We start from the raw sequence: 17,477 nt of genomic DNA on the forward strand, positions 1-17,477 counted from the left end.
CGACGTTCGGGCAAGCCGAACGTCTCACGCCTCCCATCTCTCCGGAAACCTTCGGACCTCGTACCGAGGTCCTCACGCCTCCCACCTCCCACCAAGTCGGTCGATAACCACGAAGCTCAGACTCGTGACCCCGAGCAGGACCGTCCCCATCGCTGTCGCGGGGCCGAGAGTCCGGTTTCCGATGTAGCGCTCGACGGCGACCGGCATCGTGTAGCTACTGCTCCCGGTCGCCAAAATCACCGTCGAATCGAACTCGCCGATGCTGATGGCGAACGCGAAGGCGGCTCCGGCGGCGACACCCGACGCCACGAGCGGGAGTTCCACGTCGAGCAGGGCGCGGGCGCGTGTCGCGCCGAGCGCGCGCGCCGACTCGACCATCGACCGGTCGAGACCCGACAGGAGCGGCGAGACGTTCCGGACCACGAAGGGGTAGGCCGCGACTGCGTGGGCCGCCACGATAGCTGTGACCCCCGCAATCTGGACTCGGTGGTCGCCGACTTCGACGCCGAAGACGAGTCCCCGGAGCATCCCGAGACCGACGACGACCCCGCTCACGGCGAGGGGGGCCATCGCGGCGGCGTCTGCGAGTCTACTCCCCCGACCGCCCCGGGTCGTCAGCACCGAGATGGTCACGCCCATCGGGAGCGCCACGAGGAGGGTAGCGGCCCCGAACAGCAGGGAGTTCCGGACCGCGAGGCCGGGTTTGGTCTGGAAGTCCGCGCCGGTCGCCTGTCGCTCCACGAGAAACTCGTAGTACTGGAGCGTGAATCCCTGTGGCCCCGTCAGGCTCTCGGCGACCATGCTGACGAGCGGGCCGACGAAGACCACGGCGACCACGAGCGCGTAGACGCCGACGGCCGCGCGTTCGAGCGCGGCCGTCGGCGTGGGGTCGTCGGGGAGCAGGCGTTTCCGGGCCGGAGGGTTCGCGGCGCGATTCGCGCCCGCCTGTCGGGCCTCGTACCGGAGGTAGGCGTAGGTCAGCACGAGCGACAGCACGGTCTCGACCACCGCGAGGGTGGCGGCCTCGGCGTAATCGAGCTGTTGGACCAGCGAGTAAATCCACACCTCGACGGTGGCGAGCTGAAATCCCCCCAAGGCCAGCACGATGGGGAACGACATGAACGTGAAGACGAACGTGAGGAGCGCGCCCGTGAGAATCGCGGGCAGGAGTTGGGGCGCGAGCACGTCCCGAAAGGCGCGCCACGGATTCGCGCCGAGGCTCCGGGCGGTCTCGACCATCCGGGCGTCCACGCTCTCCCACGCCGCGGTCGTGACCCGAGCGACGAGGGGCGCGTTGTAGAAGGCGTGCGCAACGACGATGGCTTCGAGCGTGAACAGCAGATTCACCGGGCCGAGACCGACGAGCGCGAGCAAATCGTTGAGCGGCCCGTTCGACCCGAAGAAGGCCACGAAGCCGATGGCGACCATGATGGACGGCAGGACGAACGGCAGGATGGTGAGCGACCGAATCGTGCGCCTGCCCGGAAAGTCGTACCGCGAGAGGACGTACGCCCCCGGCACGCCGAGGAGAACGCTCGCAATCGTGGAGAGGGCGGCCTGATACGCGGTGAATCCGAACAGGCCGAGTGGCGTGTTCGCGGCGACGTCGCCGACTTGGGCAAAATCGCCGCCGAATATCGGCGCGAGGACGCCGAAGTAGAACGGGTCCGTGATGACTTCCCGGACGATTTCGGGGGTCCACTCGCCGCCGACCCGGACCGCGTCGGCGAAAACGGTGAGGACGGGATAATAAAAGACGACGGCCAGCACGACCGCAGTCGCGGCTCCGAGGACCGCCAGCGCGCGCCGTTCGAGCCAGCCCCCGGCCCCGCGAGTGGTGGTCACGCGCAGGTCACTTGCTCGCGATTTGTCGGCCCCACGCATCAACCCACTGGTCGAGGTTGCCCTGGAGTTCGTCGTAGGTGAACGTCACCGGCTCGTCGGGCACCTTGGCGTACTCCTCGAACTCGTCGTCGAGCTCGGCCCAGTCGGTCGCGGGGAACGCGACGTTCCGCATCGCGATTTCGCCCTGCGCTTCGGGCGAGAGCACGAAGTCCATGAACGCCGCCGCGAGGTCGGCGTTGTCGGTGTCCGCGAACGTCGCCATTCCCTCGGGGTTGGCGTAGCCCTGGTCGTCGAGGAACGAAATCTGGTGTTTGCTCATGTCCTGGTCGTAGCGATTCGCGTACACCTGGTCGGTGGAGTACGACACCACCATCGGGGCCTCGCCGTTCTCCCACGCCGTGTACGCGTCGTCCCACGACCCCATGATTTGGGTGCCGTTGTCCACCAATTGCTCCCAGTAGTCGAGGTAGTCGTCCTTCCCCTGGTTGTGGACCGTCCAGAGCAGGAACGCCCGGCCGGTCGCGGCGGTCTGGGCGTTCTGGACGATGAGCGTCCCCTCGTACTCGTCGGTCAACAGCGCGTCGAACGTCTCGGGATTCTCGACCTCGTTGCTGTCGTAGACGAGGCTGATGTACCCCGTGTCGTACGGAATCGCGCGCTGCTGGGGGTCGAACTTGAGGTCATCTTCGACGTGGCCGTAGTTCTCCAGCGCGTCGGCGCTCGACGCGAACAGCGGGTCGCCGAGTTGCTCGTCGATGCGGATGAGGTGGTCCACGTTGATGCCGACGAAGAGGTCGGCGTCGATGTCCACGCCCTGCTGGGCGCGCTGGATGTAGTAGTTCATCTCGTTGTCGGGCGTCGCCCACTCGACGGTCACGTCGGGGTGGCGCTCCTCGAACGCCTCCTTGAGCCACGGCCCGGGCGCGGAACTCGGCGCTTCCACGAACGAACTGTAGGTGGCGACCGTGAGCGTCCCGCTCAGGCCCTCTGCAGTCGTCTCCTCGTCGTCCGTCGTCTCGTCGTCCGTCGTCTCCGCCTCCGTCGTCTCGTCCGCGGTCGTCTCCTCGTCGGCAGTAGTGGCCTGCCCGCCGCTCTCGCCGCCGACACAGCCAGCGAGACCGACGATGCTCCCCGCCGCGCCGCTTTTGATGAACGTTCGTCGCTTCATTACTTGGTGGTTGCACAGAGTAATACTTAGGTCGTGTGGTATGGCTCTCGCAGAGGGACTCCCGGTCGAGACGCGCTTTCGGAACTGTCCAATCGTAGTTCGAAACGCGGCGAAGCGGAAACGCCGGTCCGGAACGAGCGCCGGAGAGCGCCGAAACCGTTTCGGCGCTCCCCGTTCTCTCCCCGACATGAACCTCACCGTCTTCGGAGCGTCGGGTCGCACCGGCCGACCGCTGGTGGAACAGACGCTCGAACGCGGTCACCGCGTGACCGCGTTCGTCCGCGACCCAGCGAAACTCGGTGTCGAACACGAGCGACTCACCGTCGTGGCGGGCGACGCCTACACCGGGGAGGGCGTGGCCGAAGCGGTCGAAGACGCCGACGCGGTCGCGAGCGTCCTCGGCCAGACCTCCTCGGGTCCCGACGACCTCCTGACCGTCGCTGGCGCGAACGTCATGAACGCGATGGAAGCCCACGACGTCCGGCGGTTCGTCACGCTCGTCGGCGCTGGCGTTCGGACCGAGGGCGAGGACGTGTCGCTCGGCGGGCGCGTCGTGGGCACGCTTCTCAAACTGCTCAGTCGCGAAGTGCTGGAGGACGCCAAATCTCACGTCGCCGACGTCCGGACCCGCGACCTCGACTGGACGGTCGTGCGCGCGCCGCGACTCACCCAGGGCGACCGGACCGGCGAGTACCGGACCGGCGACATCAAACTCGGCGTGGAATCTGTCGCGCGCGGCGACGTGGCCGACTTCGTCCTCGAATGTGCGGAGTCGGAGCTCTACGTTCGCGAACTCCCGAAAATCGGCTCCTGATTCGCGGTGGTCCCCTGTTACCACTCCTTGCAGTCGGCACAGACGAGGTCGCCGTCGCGCTGTCCCCCGGCGCGCCACTGCTTTTCGACTGATTCGCCACACTCCGAGCAGTTCCCGCCACCGGGCGACCACGCGTAGGTCGAGACCGCGGGGTCGGCGTCGGGCGTCGTCTCTGGAGCGTCGGTCTCCGTCTCGTCGTCCTCCGTCGCGGGGGCGAACGAGTCGAGCGAGGCGTCCTCTGGCACGCGCGATGCTACGCAGGCCCCCGTCGTAAGCGTGGCGGACGCTCGGCGTTCCTCGTCGCGCTCCGACGGACCGCCGTAAGTCTCGCTAACGGAGCAAACAAGTACCCCCGTCACACATCTCCGAACATGGTGAACCTCATCCAGAACGTCCTCGACATGATTAGCCTGTTCACGGACGTGGCGCTCAACGGACCGCTCCCGGCGATTCTGCTGGCGTTCGGCACGCTGTTCGTCGCAGTCTCCGTGGCGGCGTTCGGCTACCTCACGCTCGGCGCGGTGGTCGATTTCATTCTCCCCGAATCGCTCGGTCGCAAGCCGCCCCAGCAAGGCTGACCGCCTCTTTCGGGTCGGGACCGAGCGGCGACCCTGCGACGAAACTGTCGGCGTATGAAAGCACGTCCGCGATGCGGTCGGCCGCAGTTTCGACCGTTCCCGCGATGCAGAAGGCGTCTATCATCTCGGGCGTGACCGCCTCGAACGCCGCCGAAAAGTCGCCCGACTCGACCCTCTCACCGATTTCCTTCGCGCGCTCGCTGTCGATTCCGTGCCTGTCGAGGACCGGCGGGGCCGCCCCGCCGACGATGAACGCCACCGGCGGCCGGGCCGCCTCGCGGGCGGCCGTCTCGTCTTCGGCCACGCTGACGCTGGCGTAGGCCGCGAAGTCGAAGTCGCCCCGCGACTCGGGCCGGTCGGCGAGGCCCTTCTCGACCTGCTCGTCGGCCCACGCGAAGTCCTTCGGATGCGAGGCGTTGACCAGCACGCCGTCGGCGTGCTTCGCCGACATCCGAATCATGTGGGGTCCCTGTGCGCCGACGTAGACGGGAATTTCGCCCGGTTTGTCGGTCTCGTCGGCGTCCGCACTGTCACCACCGGTCTCGTCGCTCGCGGTCGGCGCGTCCGCGGACGCGCCGACCGCGTAGTTCAGACTCGCGTCCGTCGCGGTGAAAGTACCCTCGTGGTCCACGCGCTCGCCCGCCCAGAGCTTCTGGGAGACTTTCATCGCCTCCAGCACCCGTCGGAGCGGTCGGTCGCGGTCGTAGCCCAGATTCCGGAGCGTCGAGCGGTCGCCCGCGCCGAGACCGCAGACCGCCCGCCCGTCGCTGGTCTCGTGGAGGGTGGCGACCCGCGACGCGAGCGTCACGGGGTGGGTCTCGTAGGGGTTGGCGACTCCCGGTCCGACCCGAATCTCGTCGGTCGCGGCCGCGACTCGGTCGAGGACCACGAACGGGTCGCGGTTGTTGTAGTGACAGCTCGAAAACAGTGTGTCGAATCCCTCCTCCTCGGCGGTCTCGCCGATTTCCACGAGGTCCGCAATCGGATGCTCGGGCGTGAGCTCAATCCCGCGCAAACTCCCACCCCCGTAGGGCCTGCCGAACGAAGTCGCCCTCCACGTCGCGGAAGAGGTTCTCGCTCCCGTCGTGGTCGCCGAACTCCCAGTCGCGCACGACCGCCACCGGCAGGCCGTCGTCGCCCTCGCCGGTCACGAGATTGGCGGCGGACGCGAGTTCGTCCACGACCGACTCGACCGTGACTTCGAGTTCGTGGCCGTCTCGGTCGCGCTCGCCCCGCCAGTCGCGAGATGCAGGGATTCCCGCCCATCCGAGCGCGACTCCGCGCTGGCCGTGACGGAACGGCCGCCCGCAGGTGTCGCTCACGACGACCGCGGGGTCTGCCCGGAGGTTCGCCCGGATTCGCTCGGCGCTGTCTCTCGGTCGCTCGGGCAGGAGCAGGAGGTCCGCCCCGTCGCCCACGTTCGACCGGTCGATGCCCGCGTTGACTCCGATGTGGCCGAACTTCGTGGCCGTGAGCAGAAACGGGGCTTCCATGATTATCTCGGTGCTCTCCTCCAGGACCGCCTGCGCGAACCGGGGGTCCTTCTCGTCGCCCGAGATGTCTTCGAGGCGTCGGGCGATTTCGTTCGCTCGGGGCCCCGCCGGGAAGTCCGCGAGGTCGGCGAGTCGCCCCTCGGCCTTCGAGACGATAGTACTCGCCACGACCACCACGTCGTCGTCCCGGAGGTCGGCCCGGTCGTCTATCAGCGCCGCGAGGTCGTCGCCCGGCCGGATTTCGGGCAGGTCCGGCACCGCGAACACGTCCATGACCCGAGGTTGGGCCGACGCGGGTAAAAACCCGCCCGAAACGGGCAAGGTCTACTCGCCGGGTTCCGAGCGCCCGGTCGTCTCTCGTGACGCGAGCGGCCTCCCTGCGACCCCAACGGTCACGAGGGGTGGCCCGACGGTCACCCCTCGTGAACTTCGACCCGGAGCTGACCTCGCTCGATTTCGACGCTCATCATCGTGGCTCGCTCGGCGGGCGTGGCCCCCGTCGCGCTCCCTGGATTCAGCAGGTGGACGCCCGCGAAGTCCCCGTTCATCACCTCGTGCGTGTGGCCCGACACGCCGAGTACCGGCCCCTCGACCGCTCCCTTCACGACCTCCGCGACTCGCTCGCGGTAGCCCTCTTGGGACCCCGTGCCGTGGGTCACGACGAACGTGGTGTCGCCGATTTCGACCGTGGCGACCTCGGGCAGGTCGAGCGAGGGCGGGTCCGTGTTCCCCTGGACGGCCGTGAGGTCCCCGTCTGCGAGCGTCGAAATCGTTCCGTAAGCGTCCTCGCTGTCGAAGTCCCCGGCGTGAATCGTGTGGTCGGCGTCGCGGATGCGGTCTTTCACCCACTCGGGAATCCCCTCAGCGCGCGAGGGGACGTGCGTGTCGCTGATTAAGGCGACGTGTGCATCTGCCATGTCGAACGTTCGACCCGAATTGTGAAAAGCGTGGAGGGCGTCTCGGGACTGTGTCGAATCGTGTTAATAGTCGAGGAGAGTAGCGCATTCTGGGTAGCCACCCGGTCTAATACCTCGAAAGTCCCACCCGTTCGGTCGGATGGCCGAGTGACACGTCCCTGAACGCGACCGTCTTGGCCCCGAGACCCCCACGCTCAAACCACTCGCGACCGAATCTCGGCATATGGAGCAAACTCACGTCGTCACCTGCTTTCTCCGGAATCGCGGGGAGGTCCTCCTGCTCAGGCGCTCGGCGGAGGTCGGTTCGTACTCGGGACTGTGGGGCGCAGTCTCGGGCCACGCCGAGGGCGACCCCGACGCCGCGGCCCGCGAGGAAATCGCGGCGGAGACCGGACTGCTCGACGCCTGCACGCTCGCGCGAACGGGCGTCACCTTCGAGTTCGAGGACCCCGACCTCGACACGCGGTGGGTCGTTCACCCGTACCTGTTCGACTGCGAGCGCCGCGACGCCGACACCGACTGGGAGACCGCCGAGTCCGAGTGGGTCTCGCCAACGGAACTCCTCCGGCGCGAGACCGTGCCACAGCTCTGGACCTCCTACTCGCGGGTCGCGCCGACGATTCGGGAAATCGCCGAGGACGTCGAACACGGCTCTGCGTACCTCTCGGTGCGCGCGCTCGAAGTTCTGCGCGACCGAGCGGGGTCGTTCGTCGTGCGCGCGCCGCCACGCGGCGCGGACGGCGAGCGGCGAAGCCGCGAGCGCGCTTCCGACAACTGGACCGCGCTCTCGGTCCTCGCCGAGAAACTCCTCGAAGCCCGCCCGAGCATGGCCGTCGTCGGCAATCGCGTGAATCGCGCGATGGCGACCGCGGCCGACGACCGCACCCCGGCGGCGGTCGAGCGCGCGACCAGCGAGGAAATCGACCGGGCGTTTCGCGCCGACGAGCGGGCCGCCGAGAACGCCGCCGAGGAAATCCGCGACGACACGGTTCTCACGCTCTCGCGGTCCGGGACCGTCCTCGACGCGCTCGACGCCGCCGACCGCGTCTTCGTCGCCGAGTCGCGCCCGGCGAGGGAGGGAGTTGCGGTGGCCGAGGCGCTCGCAGAGCGCCTCGGCCCGGCGAACGTGACCCTCCACACCGACGCCGCGGTCGCGCACGTGCTGGCGACCGAGGCGGTCGATGCGGTGGTGGTCGGCACGGACGCGATACTGCCGGACGGTCGCGTCGTGAACAAGACCGGCACGCGCGCCGCCGCGCTCGCGGCGGCGCGCGAGGGCGTCCCCGTCTACGCGGTCGCGGCCAGCGACAAGGTTCCGACCGGCGACGAGGCGTTTCTGGAGGATGGCGACCTCGATGCGGTGTACGACGGCGAGGCCGACCTGCAGGTGGTGAATCCGACCTTCGACGTGACGCCCGCCGACTGCGTTTCGGGGGTGATTACGGAACGCGGGACGTTGGACGGCGAGGGGATTTCGGAAGTCGTCGAGGAGCTTCGAGACCTGTCTGCGTGGCGGGCGTGAGGCGTCTCTCCGTTTCGTCTACCCACCGACGAAACACCATCTAAGTGCGTCGAGCGCGTCATCGTACGCATGGTCGCAGACCACGATTCTCCGAGCACCGATGACATCGAGGTTCGGATACAGCAGGTCGGTCGGTACTCTCGGTTCGTCAAGGCGGGACTCGGAGTAATCCTCGCGGCCTTCGCTTTCGCGGTCGTCGGTCGGTTGCCCGCCAATCTCGATTCCGTGCCGAGCGCGGTCGGTGCCGTCCTCCTCCCGCTGATTTTCGTCGGGATGGGGCTGTTGCTGTTCGGCATCGGGATGCACCTCCACCTCATGCACCTCAATCTCGTGAAACAGCTACAGAAGAGTCGAACCGCCGGTTCCGGGGCGTCCGAAGACGAGTCGGACTCGTAGCGTACGTCCTCTCAATCGTCGCCCGCGCTCGCGGAGACCGCGCTCGTGGTCGAACTGTCGCCGTACAGCGTCTTCGCGGCGAGGACTCCGGCGACCGCGATGAGGGCGACGCACGCCAGATACTCGACTGCGAAGCCAAAGCGCGTGGCGAAGGGGAGCGCGACCAGCGGCCCGAGCGTCGAACCGAGGTCGCCGAACACGTTGTACACGCCGCCGAGTTTCCCCACGTCGTTGTCAGGACTGATGTCACCGAGATACGCCAACAGGGGCGGGTTCGTCCCGCCGACGCCGATGCCGATGAGCGCGACGGCGACGAGCGTGGCTTCGAGCGTCGGATAGAGCGCGAGTAGTCCGAATCCGGTCGCAAAGACGGTCAGCGCGGGGAGAGTCAGCGCCGCCCGGTTCGTGAGCGTGTCGGAGTACCGACCGACGGCGAGGGTGGTGAGGCTCGACCCCGCCACGCTGACGGCCATCACGAGACCGCTCGCGCCGACGCCCGACAGGCTCCCGATACCGATACCGTTCGCTTCGGCGTACAGCACGATGGTCGAGAGCAGGACGCCCGCGAACAGGAACCGGACGACGAAGTTGATGGCACCGACCGTGAAGATGCGGGTGTCGGCCCGCACGAGCGACGGGAGTTCGCGAAGACTGCTGGTGGTCTCCACGTCGGCGTTGATGTCGGGCAGGACGACGAGCGCGACGACGGCCGCAAACAGTCCGGCGACTCCGGCGGTCAGAAACGCCTCGGTGTAGCCGAAGGCGTCGGTCACGAGACCGCCGACCACCAGACCCATCGGGAAGCCGAGGCTCTGGCCGCCGCGCATGTAGCCGACCCACTTGCCGCGATTCTCGGGCGTCGTGATGTGGGTGATGGTGCTGAACGCGCCGACGAACACGAACGCCGACCCGAAGCCCCAGCACGCCCGCGAGACGAGGAAGATGGTGGCGCTGTCGAGCGGAATCGGGCCGGGGTTCATCCCGAGGACGTAGCCGAACGGCACGAGTCCCTGCACGAAGAAGCCGACTATCATGGGTCGGCGGGTCCCCATCTTGTCGAGAATCTGGCCCGCGGGGGTGTTCATCAGGAGCCGCGTGAACCGATTGATAGAGAGGATGACACCCACGATGAACGGCGAGATACCGAGAATCCCCCCGAGCGACGGAATCGTCGGGAACGCGACCCCGCCGCCGAGACCGCCGAGGAACACCCCGGCGATGAGGCTCCCGACGACGTATCGCACGCTCGGGTCGTCGCCGCCGACCAACCGACTCATTCGCCGTTCGGCCTCCGGAGCCAGTCGAGCCACTCCTCGACGATTGCGGCCCGAACGTCCTCGGCCACGTCGCTCTCGTCGAGCGTGACCTGGTGGAGTCGCGCGCCGTTGATGGTGGCGAACAGCCACGTCGCGGCGCGTTCGGGGTCCACCTCGCGGAAGACGCCGCGCTCGATTCCGTCCTCGATGATGGCGGCCGCGGTGGCCTCGATGTGTCTGTAGTTCGTCGTCAACTGCTCGCGGAAGGCGTCGTTGTGCGGCGCTTGTGCCCGGATATCGAGCAGTGCGGTGTGGTACTCCCAGTGGTCGGTCTCCGAGCGCGGTTCGTGGGTGCCGAGCAGGAGCGCGTCCACGAGCGCGACGAGTCGCTCCTCGGGGTCGTCGATGGTCTCGATGTCGAGCGTGTCGAGAAATCGGTCGAGCAGGTAGTCGAGAAACGCGACCAGCAGGTCCTCTTTGGTGTCGTAGTGGTAGTGGAGGACCGCTTTCGTCTTGTCGAACTCGTCGGCGATGGCCTGCATCGTGAGGTTCGCGTAGCCGTGCTTGCAGAGCGCGGCGTACGTGGCCTCCATGATGGCCGTTCGCGTGTCGGGGGTGTTTTCGGTGTTGTCCGCCGCGTTCATACTAACCGGTTAGTTAGTTTTGTTGAAAGGGCTTCGGTTTCGTGTCCGATTCGACGGTTGCGGCCAGATATGATATCTATATCCAACACAAAAAATAAAAAATATTATTAAACAATTTTATACATAGTGGAGTTAGAAAATATTATATATGGGGTGTTCTAAACTATATTTCATGGTTCGGAGAGACCATAAAATCGACCGGAGAAACGTTCTGAAACACCTCGGTATTGCGGGAACAGCCGGTGTGTTCGCCGGAAACGCGGTCGCAGCAGACGACCTTTCCGCTCAGTCGGACCGAATCGACGACATCTGGGACGGTTTGGTCGACTACGCCTACGATAAGATTTCGAGCGGTATCACTCCGTCCGGCGAAGAACTTTCGACCGCTGAACTGCAGGAAACGTATTCTGCCGAGGATGTCGAAGGAGACGAAGTCACGCCGGAATCGCTGGCGAGCAAGTTCCTGAAGTTGATGGACCGAATCACTCCGACGAGCGTTCCGTTCGACATCTGTGGCGAACAGGACCTCATCTTCGACGCCGATAGAATCTGTACACAGGCGACGAACATCTGGGACTCCGTCATCGACGAGTGTCCGACCTCCAGACCCATCTACAAGGTCGGTTTCGGTGTCAACCACTATCAGAAGGGGTTCAACGACGACTGGTCGCTCGAAGTTGGTCTCTCGCCGTGGCTCGGCTTCGCTGACAACGGCTGTATGTACGCTGGTCTGAGCGAATTCCCCATCGAGCAGTGTTCGCTCATCGGCTGTAAGGACGACCTCATCGACCCCACGACTGCCGCTATCGGGTCGGTCGTCGATGCTGGCATGGACATTATCAGGAACGCCTACGAAGGCCTTCCGACTGAATTGCCACTCGTCCTCAAGTGGGCGCTCGTGGCGCTCCTGGCTATCGGGCTGATACTCGCGGCCATCGCCGCGGCCGCTGGTACCGGTGCGTCTGGCGGCACGCTCCCCGCGGCTGGCGCTGCGGCCATCGCTGTCGGCGGTGCGCTCGCTAGCGCTTGGTCGTAACCCAAAAGCCACTATATTTTTGCGGCGGTACCACATATATGAATGACACATGGCGATGTTACCACGATATCCCGCGGTTCACGACATAGGTGACTGCCGATGAGGACTCTGCTCGCGGTACTCGTCGGTCTGCTCGTACTGACCGGACTCGCGTTTCGAGTCTGTGCGTGGGTTGTCGAGTTCCTCCCCGTTTCGTCCCGGAAGAGCAAACGCGTGCTGCTGTGGGGGTTTCCCGTCGGCGGCGTGCTTGCGTTCGTCAACGCGACCCTCATTCTCCTCGAAGTCGAAAGTCTACAAACCGCCCGGGATGTGCTCGCGGCCGTCGGTATCGCTGGATCTCCGGGGTCGGAATTCCTCGCGTGGATTCCGACGCTCGCGGCCGGTGTTTTTTCTGTCGGTGTAGCGTACGTCGGTCTGTTCCCGTCCCGCGCGACGGACGAGGGTGATTCCCGACCGTTTGCGGTCAGGACCGTACTCCTGTTCACGACGACGCTCACTACTGCCGTTGCGGTCACGTTCGGCGTCGCCCTCGTGCTGTCGCCGCACCTTTCGGAGTTCGGTGCGCTGACAGTGGTGCTGAGTCTCGCCGCAGCGTGCTGGTACGCCGGGAGCTGGGTTTGGTACACGACGACGTTGAAACCGGACGAAGCGGAGGGGTCGGACCGTGTCACCGGTCTTCTCGAAGAAGTGGGACTTTCCGCCGAACGCGTGTACGTCATTCCACGTGAGACGCTCGGAGAGGCGGTCGCGATGATTCGGGGACCACTCGGATACAGACGCCTGTTCGTAACCGAACATCTCCTCGAAACTGCCCCGGAAGACGTGTGTCGAGGACTGCTGGCGGTCGCCGCCGGAAAGGACGAGACCCGGTGCTACGAACTCCACGTCGCCGCGACGTTTGCCCCAATTCTCGTCTTCACGCTGGGTCTCCCCGCTGTCGCGGTCGGCGCGATTCCCTACGGCTCGGCGGCCGTGCAGGCTGTCGTCCTTTTGTCGGTGGTCCTCGCTCTCGTCTTCGCACGCGTCGTCGTCGGCCGTCGCCTCGTGTTCGAAGCGGACCGAGTCGCGGTCGAACGAACGTCGTCGAAGTGCATCCGTAATACATTTCAGTGGCTCTCGGACGCCGACGACCAACCGACTTCCAGGGGTGCGGTCGGCGTGCTCTTGATGAACCCCTCGACTGACCGGCGGCTGAAACGACTGGAGGCCACGGCGTCCGACGAAAGCTAGTGGCCAGCCTTTCGAAGCACTCAGCAGACGGTACAAATGACTCCGGTCTACTCGAAAAACTCGGTGGCCTTTTGTCGCTCGGCACGAAATCAGCATTTGGCGGCAGTGACGAAAGTTACCCCCACCGAGCCCCTTGTGACGAGGCATTCCACCCGAGCCGCCTTTCGACGTTTCACCCGAAGATTGAATCCGCCGCGCAGTAGAAACACTGCCATGCAACTCCGTCGACTCGGCATCCACGACTCCGTGAGCGCCGTCTTTCCGCCCGAACGACTCCGTGAGGAACTCTCCGATGTCGACGGCGAGGTCGTGACCTTCGCGTACACCGACGCCTTCCTCGACGCCGACCTCGACTGGGTCCACTCGATTCAGGCCGGAATCGACCGCTTCCCGCTTCCGGAGTTCGAGGAGCGGGGCATCGCGCTCACCAACAGCACCGGCATCCACGACACCAGCGTCGGGGAGTTCGCGACGGGACTGATGCTGACGTTCGCGCGCAGACTCCACACCTACGTCCGCCAGCAGGAGGCCCGCGAGTGGAGCCACCCCGAGTGGGACGCCCCGTTCACCCTCGACGGCGAGCGACTCTGCGTCGTCGGATTAGGAACGCTCGGCAAGGGAATCGCCGAGCGCGCGGACGCGCTCGGCATGCGCGTCACGGGCGTCCGGCGCTCGGGCGACCCCGTGGCGGGCGTCGAGACGGTGTACACGCCCGACGACCTCCACGAGGCCGTCGCTGACGCGAAGTTCGTCGCGCTCGCGGTTCCGCTGACCGACGAGACGCGGGGTCTGATGGGTCGCGAGGAGTTCGCCGCGATGCGTGAAGACGCCTACTTCCTCAACGTCGCGCGCGGCGACTGCGCCGACGAGTCGGCGCTGGTCGCCGCGCTCCGCGACGGGGAGATTGCGGGCGCGGGCCTCGACGTGTTCGAGACCGAACCCCTGCCCGAGGACTCGCCGCTGTGGGAGATGGACGAGGTGATAGTCACGCCCCACCGCGCGGCGGCCACGCGCGACTACTACCGGGACATCGCCGACTTGGTGGGCGAGAACGTCGGCCGCGTCGAGGACGGGTCGGAGATGGTGAATCGCGTGGTGTGAGGCGAGTCCGGTAGAATTTCGGGGTCAGCTCTCCGCGTGGTCGTCGGTCCGTTCCGAAGCGCCGGATTCCGGGTCCGCTCGGGTTTCGCTCTCGCGCTCCGGCGTCTCCGACTGGTCTCGCTCGAATTCGAGCGACTCCGAGGTCTCGCCTCCGATGCCCAGCGTCTCCGCGCCGTTCGCGGTCCCGTTCACTTCGGCCGCGAGCATCTCGGCGGCTTCCACGAGGAGCGCGACCACCAGCGGCCCGGCGATGAACCCCACCGGACCGATGCTGAGTAAGCCGCCGGTGAAGCCGATGAAGTAGAGGCTTCCCGGCAGGTCGGCGGTGTGGCGCGCGAGTCGCGGTCGGACGAGCGCGTCGGGGAGCCACCCGATGAGGACCGCGCCCACGACGCCCACCAGCACCGCCGCGGTCACGTCGCCGACGCTGAACTGGTAGAGCGCGAGCAGGCCGACCAGCACCGACGGTCCGACGATGGGGAGAAACTGGAGGAACCCCGAGACGAGCGCGAGCGTGACGAACAGGTCGTAGCCGAGCGCGAAGAAGATGGGGAGCGCGATGAGGAACGTCGCCACCGCGGTCGCGGCCTGCAGGACGTAAATCGCGAACAGCGTCTCGCGCGTTCGCTCGTGGAAGGCGGCGGCCACGTCGCGGTAGCCGTGGGGAATCGGCGCGACGAGCGCCTTCCGGGCCTGCCCGCGCCGGAGCAGGAGCGCGAACACGAGCAGACCGAACAGCGTGACCTTGAGCGCGAGGACGGGCGCGATTCGCGCCGCGGTCAGCGCGGCCTCGGTGATGTTCTCGCGGACGAAGGCGATGGCGACGCTCGCGTCGATGGTGTACGCCATTCCGAGAACTTCGAACGACAGGCTCTCCGGAAGCCCGCGAAGCACCGCCTGTAGTTCGGCGTGCCGCCGGTAGACGAGGAAGGCGAACGACGACAACAGCGCGAGGACGCTCACGAACCCCACGGCGGTCGCCGCGGCGCTCGCCCACCACGGGTGGAGTCCGCGAGCGACCAGCCGTTGGTGGAGCGGTGCGAGGACGTACGCGACCGTGATGGCGAAGAAGACGGTGCCGAGAACGTCGAACAGCACCACGGCCGCGAGCAGGCCCACCACCGCCAGAATCCCGGCCAAGGCTCGCTGTCGAGTCGCGGACATACGCCCGGCATCGAACCCCGGAGAGAAAGTCTTTCGGTCGCGCGCGGAAAATCGTCGGATTTCGAACCGCTCGCCGTCGAATCACCGAACTTGGGACTTCGGCCGGGACAAAAGTTTCAAAGCTGGGGGAGTAAGGTAGGTGTAGCAGGCGCACGTCTCAGCGACCGTCTCGGACGGTCGCCGGCATTCTCGCCCTCCAGCGCCGACGGAGCCACCTATGACGGAAGCCAACCCGAACCCGAAAGCCAAGTCGCGCCAGAGTGACGAGTCGCCCGAACCGCTCTCGCTGGACGAGGCCGCCGACCTCGCCACCCGCGTCGTCGAGAACGTCGAGCAGGTCATCGTCGGCCACCGAGACCCGACCGAGCACATCGTGACCGCGATTCTCGCGCGCGGGCACCTCCTGCTCGACGACGTGCCCGGCGTCGGAAAGACGATGCTCGCGCGGTCGCTCGCCCGGTCTATCGACTGTGCGTTCACTCGGGTCCAGTTCACGCCCGACCTCCTGCCGACCGACGTGACCGGCGTGAACGTCTTCGACGAGCGGACCCGCGAGTTCGAGTTCAGGCCCGGCCCGGTGTTCGGCAACGTCGTCCTCGCCGACGAAATCAACCGCGCGCCGCCCAAGACCCAGTCGGCGCTCCTCGAAGCGATGGAGGAGGCCCAAGTCACCGTGGACGGCGAGACGTACGAACTCGACCAGCCGTTTACGGTCATCGCCACCCAGAACGACGTGGAGGCCGACCGGACCTACGACCTCCCCATCGCGGAGGTGGACCGCTTCATGAAACGACTCTCGCTCGGCTACCCATCGCCCGAGGACGAGTCGGAGGTCCTCCGCAGAGTCACGGGCCGCCACCCCATCGAGAGCCTCGACCCCGTGGCGACCGGCGAGGAGGTCCGGCGCGCCCGCGAGACCGTGGCGAACGTCACCGCCGAGGAGGCGGTCCGGGAGTACGTGACTCGACTCGCGAACTACACCCGCGACCACGCCGAACTCGGGGTCAGCCCGCGCGGGTCCATCGCGCTCCTCAGAGCGGGACAGGCCCGCGCGGTCCTCGACGGCCGCGACTACGTCGTCCCCGACGACGTGCAGGCCGAAGCCGAGGCGGTCCTGGGCCACCGGGTCCGGACCGGCGGGGACCTCGGCGGCCGGTCGGGACCGGAACTGATAGCCTCGGCGCTCGAAAGCGTTCCGGTGAAGTGAGATGCTGACGAGACGCGGGTGGGCGGTCGCGGCGGTCGCGGGCGGCGCGCTTCTGCTCGGCGCGCAGTTCGGTGCCCGGTCGCTCGACGCCGTGGCGGGTCCGGCGCTCGTCGCGCTCGCGGCGGCCTACGTCCAACTCCGACGCGCACCACAGCCCGAGCTTCGGACCCGGACGCCCGAGTACGGCTTCGCGGGCGAGACCGCGACCGTCTCGCTCGACTTCGACGCCTCCGCGCCGGTCGCCGCCACCGTCCGCTTCCGGGCCGACGACGGACTCGCGATTCCGGACTCGGAAATCGAGACGACCGTCACCGACGGCTCGCTGGCGTTCGCGGTCGAACTCCGCGAGCGCGGCGTCCGGTCGGTCGGCCCGGTCGAGGTGGTCGCCGAGGACGTGTTCGGCCTCTGGCGGACGACCTACCGGTACCCCGTCCGGCGCGACCTCGTGGTGTTCCCGGAGATTCACCGACTCCGAGACGCGACCGAACTCGCGGCGCTCCGCCGCGAGTTCGGTCTCGGCGGCCGCGACAGATTCGACCAACTCCGCGAGTACGAGCGGGGCGACCCGCTCCGGGACGTTCACTGGAAGACCAGCGCCAAGCGCGCCGACGCCGACCTCGTGGTGATGGAGTTCGAGGCCGACGAACGACGCGAGCAGGTCGAACTCCTTGCGGAGGCCGACGGCGGCCGCGCCGACGACGTGGCCGAAGCCGCCGCGAGCGTGGCGGCGTACCTGCTCGAAGCCGGTCTCGCGGTCGGACTGACTACCCCCTCGGGCCGCGTCGAACCCGGCGTCGGACCCGACCACCGAACCGAAATCCTCGGCCACCTCGCTCGGCTCTCGGCGGGGACGGTCGGCGACCCGCGCCGCGACGACGCCGACGTGGCGGTGCGCGGACCGGCCGACGCAGATGCGGTTCGAATCACCGTCGGCGACCGGACCGTGACGTTCGCGCAGTTGACCGGCGGGTCGGTGGGCACGAACGAGACGGTCGCGTCGGGGTCGAACCATCAGTCGGCGAGCGCGGACGCCGGGGCGTCCGCGTTCGCCGACGGCGGGAGTGTCGGGAGACGAATCGGCGACCGAGGAGGTGGGTCGCGATGAG

The 17,477-nt window shown here is 67.1% G+C and carries 18 protein-coding genes; 9 read left to right on the forward strand and 9 right to left on the reverse strand.

Features of this window, described 5'->3' with window-relative positions; all coding sequences use genetic code 11:
* Nucleotides 1-72 precede the first annotated feature (72 nt).
* Both EKH81_RS02000 and EKH81_RS02005 read right to left on the reverse strand, forming a co-directional pair.
* Entirely contained in the window at nucleotides 73-1,884 is a 1,812-nt protein-coding gene (locus tag EKH81_RS02000) for an ABC transporter permease (protein ID WP_132058007.1), read from the reverse strand.
* A complete protein-coding gene (locus EKH81_RS02005; protein ID WP_132058006.1) occupies nucleotides 1,853-3,013 on the reverse strand; it encodes a thiamine ABC transporter substrate-binding protein in 1,161 nt (386 codons plus the stop codon). The genes EKH81_RS02000 and EKH81_RS02005 overlap by 32 nt, the downstream gene beginning before the upstream one ends.
* 187 nt (nucleotides 3,014-3,200) lie before the next feature.
* Here EKH81_RS02005 and EKH81_RS02010 point away from each other — a divergent pair, with 187 nt between their 5' ends.
* Nucleotides 3,201-3,827 (forward strand): NAD(P)-dependent oxidoreductase, encoded by a 627-nt coding sequence (locus tag EKH81_RS02010; RefSeq protein WP_132058005.1) that lies wholly within the window; start codon nucleotides 3,201-3,203, stop codon nucleotides 3,825-3,827.
* 17 nt (nucleotides 3,828-3,844) lie between these two features.
* Here the strand turns inward: EKH81_RS02010 and EKH81_RS02015 are convergent, their stop codons facing one another.
* Nucleotides 3,845-4,072 carry a DUF7573 domain-containing protein gene (locus EKH81_RS02015; protein ID WP_132058004.1) on the reverse strand — a complete coding sequence of 76 codons (228 nt, stop codon included), beginning with the start codon at nucleotides 4,070-4,072 and terminating at the stop codon, nucleotides 3,845-3,847.
* A 126-nt stretch (nucleotides 4,073-4,198) separates the two neighbouring features.
* On the opposite strand from EKH81_RS02015, the gene EKH81_RS02020 reads away from it, so the two are divergent.
* Nucleotides 4,199-4,405, forward strand: a complete 207-nt coding sequence (locus tag EKH81_RS02020) for a DUF8024 family protein (protein ID WP_132058003.1) — start codon at nucleotides 4,199-4,201, stop codon at nucleotides 4,403-4,405.
* Here the strand turns inward: EKH81_RS02020 and EKH81_RS02025 are convergent.
* The 3 genes from EKH81_RS02025 to EKH81_RS02035 all read right to left on the reverse strand — a co-directional run bounded on the left by EKH81_RS02025 (nucleotide 4,359) and on the right by EKH81_RS02035 (nucleotide 6,815).
* Nucleotides 4,359-5,420, reverse strand: coding sequence for a 5,10-methylenetetrahydromethanopterin reductase (locus EKH81_RS02025; RefSeq protein WP_132058002.1), 1,062 nt, complete (start codon nucleotides 5,418-5,420; stop codon nucleotides 4,359-4,361). The two genes, EKH81_RS02020 and EKH81_RS02025, sit on opposite strands and share 47 nt — an antisense overlap.
* Nucleotides 5,407-6,171: a coenzyme F420-0:L-glutamate ligase gene (locus EKH81_RS02030; protein ID WP_132058001.1), complete on the reverse strand. Its 765-nt coding sequence runs from the start codon at nucleotides 6,169-6,171 to the stop codon at nucleotides 5,407-5,409. The genes EKH81_RS02025 and EKH81_RS02030 overlap by 14 nt, the downstream gene beginning before the upstream one ends.
* Before the next feature lie 140 nt (nucleotides 6,172-6,311).
* Complete coding sequence (locus EKH81_RS02035; RefSeq protein WP_132058000.1) at nucleotides 6,312-6,815, reverse strand: metallophosphoesterase family protein; 504 nt, start codon at nucleotides 6,813-6,815, stop codon at nucleotides 6,312-6,314.
* A gap of 223 nt (nucleotides 6,816-7,038) precedes the next feature.
* Between EKH81_RS02035 and EKH81_RS02040 the strand changes: the two genes are divergently transcribed.
* The gene (locus tag EKH81_RS02040; protein ID WP_132057999.1) at nucleotides 7,039-8,337 is read left to right on the forward strand and encodes an eIF2B alpha/beta/delta subunit family protein; all 1,299 of its coding nucleotides are present in this window, start codon (nucleotides 7,039-7,041) and stop codon (nucleotides 8,335-8,337) included.
* Between the two features lie 69 nt (nucleotides 8,338-8,406).
* Nucleotides 8,407-8,733: a hypothetical protein gene (locus tag EKH81_RS02045; protein ID WP_132057998.1), complete on the forward strand. Its 327-nt coding sequence runs from the start codon at nucleotides 8,407-8,409 to the stop codon at nucleotides 8,731-8,733.
* Between the two features lie 11 nt (nucleotides 8,734-8,744).
* On the opposite strand, the gene EKH81_RS02050 is transcribed toward EKH81_RS02045, so the two are convergent.
* Together EKH81_RS02050 and EKH81_RS02055 are read right to left on the reverse strand one after the other, a co-directional pair.
* Complete coding sequence (locus EKH81_RS02050) at nucleotides 8,745-10,010, reverse strand: MFS transporter (protein WP_132057997.1); 1,266 nt, start codon at nucleotides 10,008-10,010, stop codon at nucleotides 8,745-8,747.
* Nucleotides 10,007-10,633, reverse strand: a complete 627-nt coding sequence (locus EKH81_RS02055) for a TetR/AcrR family transcriptional regulator (protein WP_132057996.1) — start codon at nucleotides 10,631-10,633, stop codon at nucleotides 10,007-10,009. The genes EKH81_RS02050 and EKH81_RS02055 overlap by 4 nt, the downstream gene beginning before the upstream one ends.
* Nucleotides 10,634-10,805: 172 nt before the next feature.
* On the opposite strand from EKH81_RS02055, the gene EKH81_RS02060 reads away from it, so the two are divergent.
* The 3 genes from EKH81_RS02060 (at nucleotide 10,806) to ddh (ending at nucleotide 14,000) form a co-directional block, all read left to right on the forward strand.
* Nucleotides 10,806-11,669 (forward strand): twin-arginine translocation signal domain-containing protein, encoded by an 864-nt coding sequence (locus EKH81_RS02060; protein ID WP_162224343.1) that lies wholly within the window; start codon nucleotides 10,806-10,808, stop codon nucleotides 11,667-11,669.
* A 99-nt stretch (nucleotides 11,670-11,768) separates the two neighbouring features.
* On the forward strand, nucleotides 11,769-12,899 hold the full coding sequence (locus tag EKH81_RS02065) for a hypothetical protein (protein ID WP_132057994.1): 1,131 nt from the start codon (nucleotides 11,769-11,771) through the stop codon (nucleotides 12,897-12,899).
* Nucleotides 12,900-13,112: 213 nt separating this feature from the next.
* On the forward strand, nucleotides 13,113-14,000 hold the full coding sequence (gene ddh / locus EKH81_RS02070; protein WP_162224344.1) for a D-2-hydroxyacid dehydrogenase: 888 nt from the start codon (nucleotides 13,113-13,115) through the stop codon (nucleotides 13,998-14,000).
* Nucleotides 14,001-14,024: 24 nt separating this feature from the next.
* Here ddh and EKH81_RS02075 read toward each other — a convergent pair whose 3' ends face one another.
* The gene (locus EKH81_RS02075) at nucleotides 14,025-15,164 is read right to left on the reverse strand and encodes an AI-2E family transporter (protein ID WP_132057992.1); all 1,140 of its coding nucleotides are present in this window, start codon (nucleotides 15,162-15,164) and stop codon (nucleotides 14,025-14,027) included.
* 217 nt (nucleotides 15,165-15,381) lie between these two features.
* Here EKH81_RS02075 and EKH81_RS02080 point away from each other — a divergent pair, with 217 nt between their 5' ends.
* On the forward strand, nucleotides 15,382-16,371 hold the full coding sequence (locus tag EKH81_RS02080; RefSeq protein WP_132057991.1) for an AAA family ATPase: 990 nt from the start codon (nucleotides 15,382-15,384) through the stop codon (nucleotides 16,369-16,371).
* A 1-nt stretch (nucleotide 16,372) separates the two neighbouring features.
* Nucleotides 16,373-17,476 (forward strand): DUF58 domain-containing protein, encoded by a 1,104-nt coding sequence (locus tag EKH81_RS02085; protein ID WP_132057990.1) that lies wholly within the window; start codon nucleotides 16,373-16,375, stop codon nucleotides 17,474-17,476.
* The last annotated feature ends 1 nt before the right edge of the window (nucleotide 17,477 follow it).

This window comes from Halorussus amylolyticus (assembly GCF_004143485.2).
Taxonomy (GTDB): domain Archaea; phylum Halobacteriota; class Halobacteria; order Halobacteriales; family Haladaptataceae; genus Halorussus; species Halorussus amylolyticus.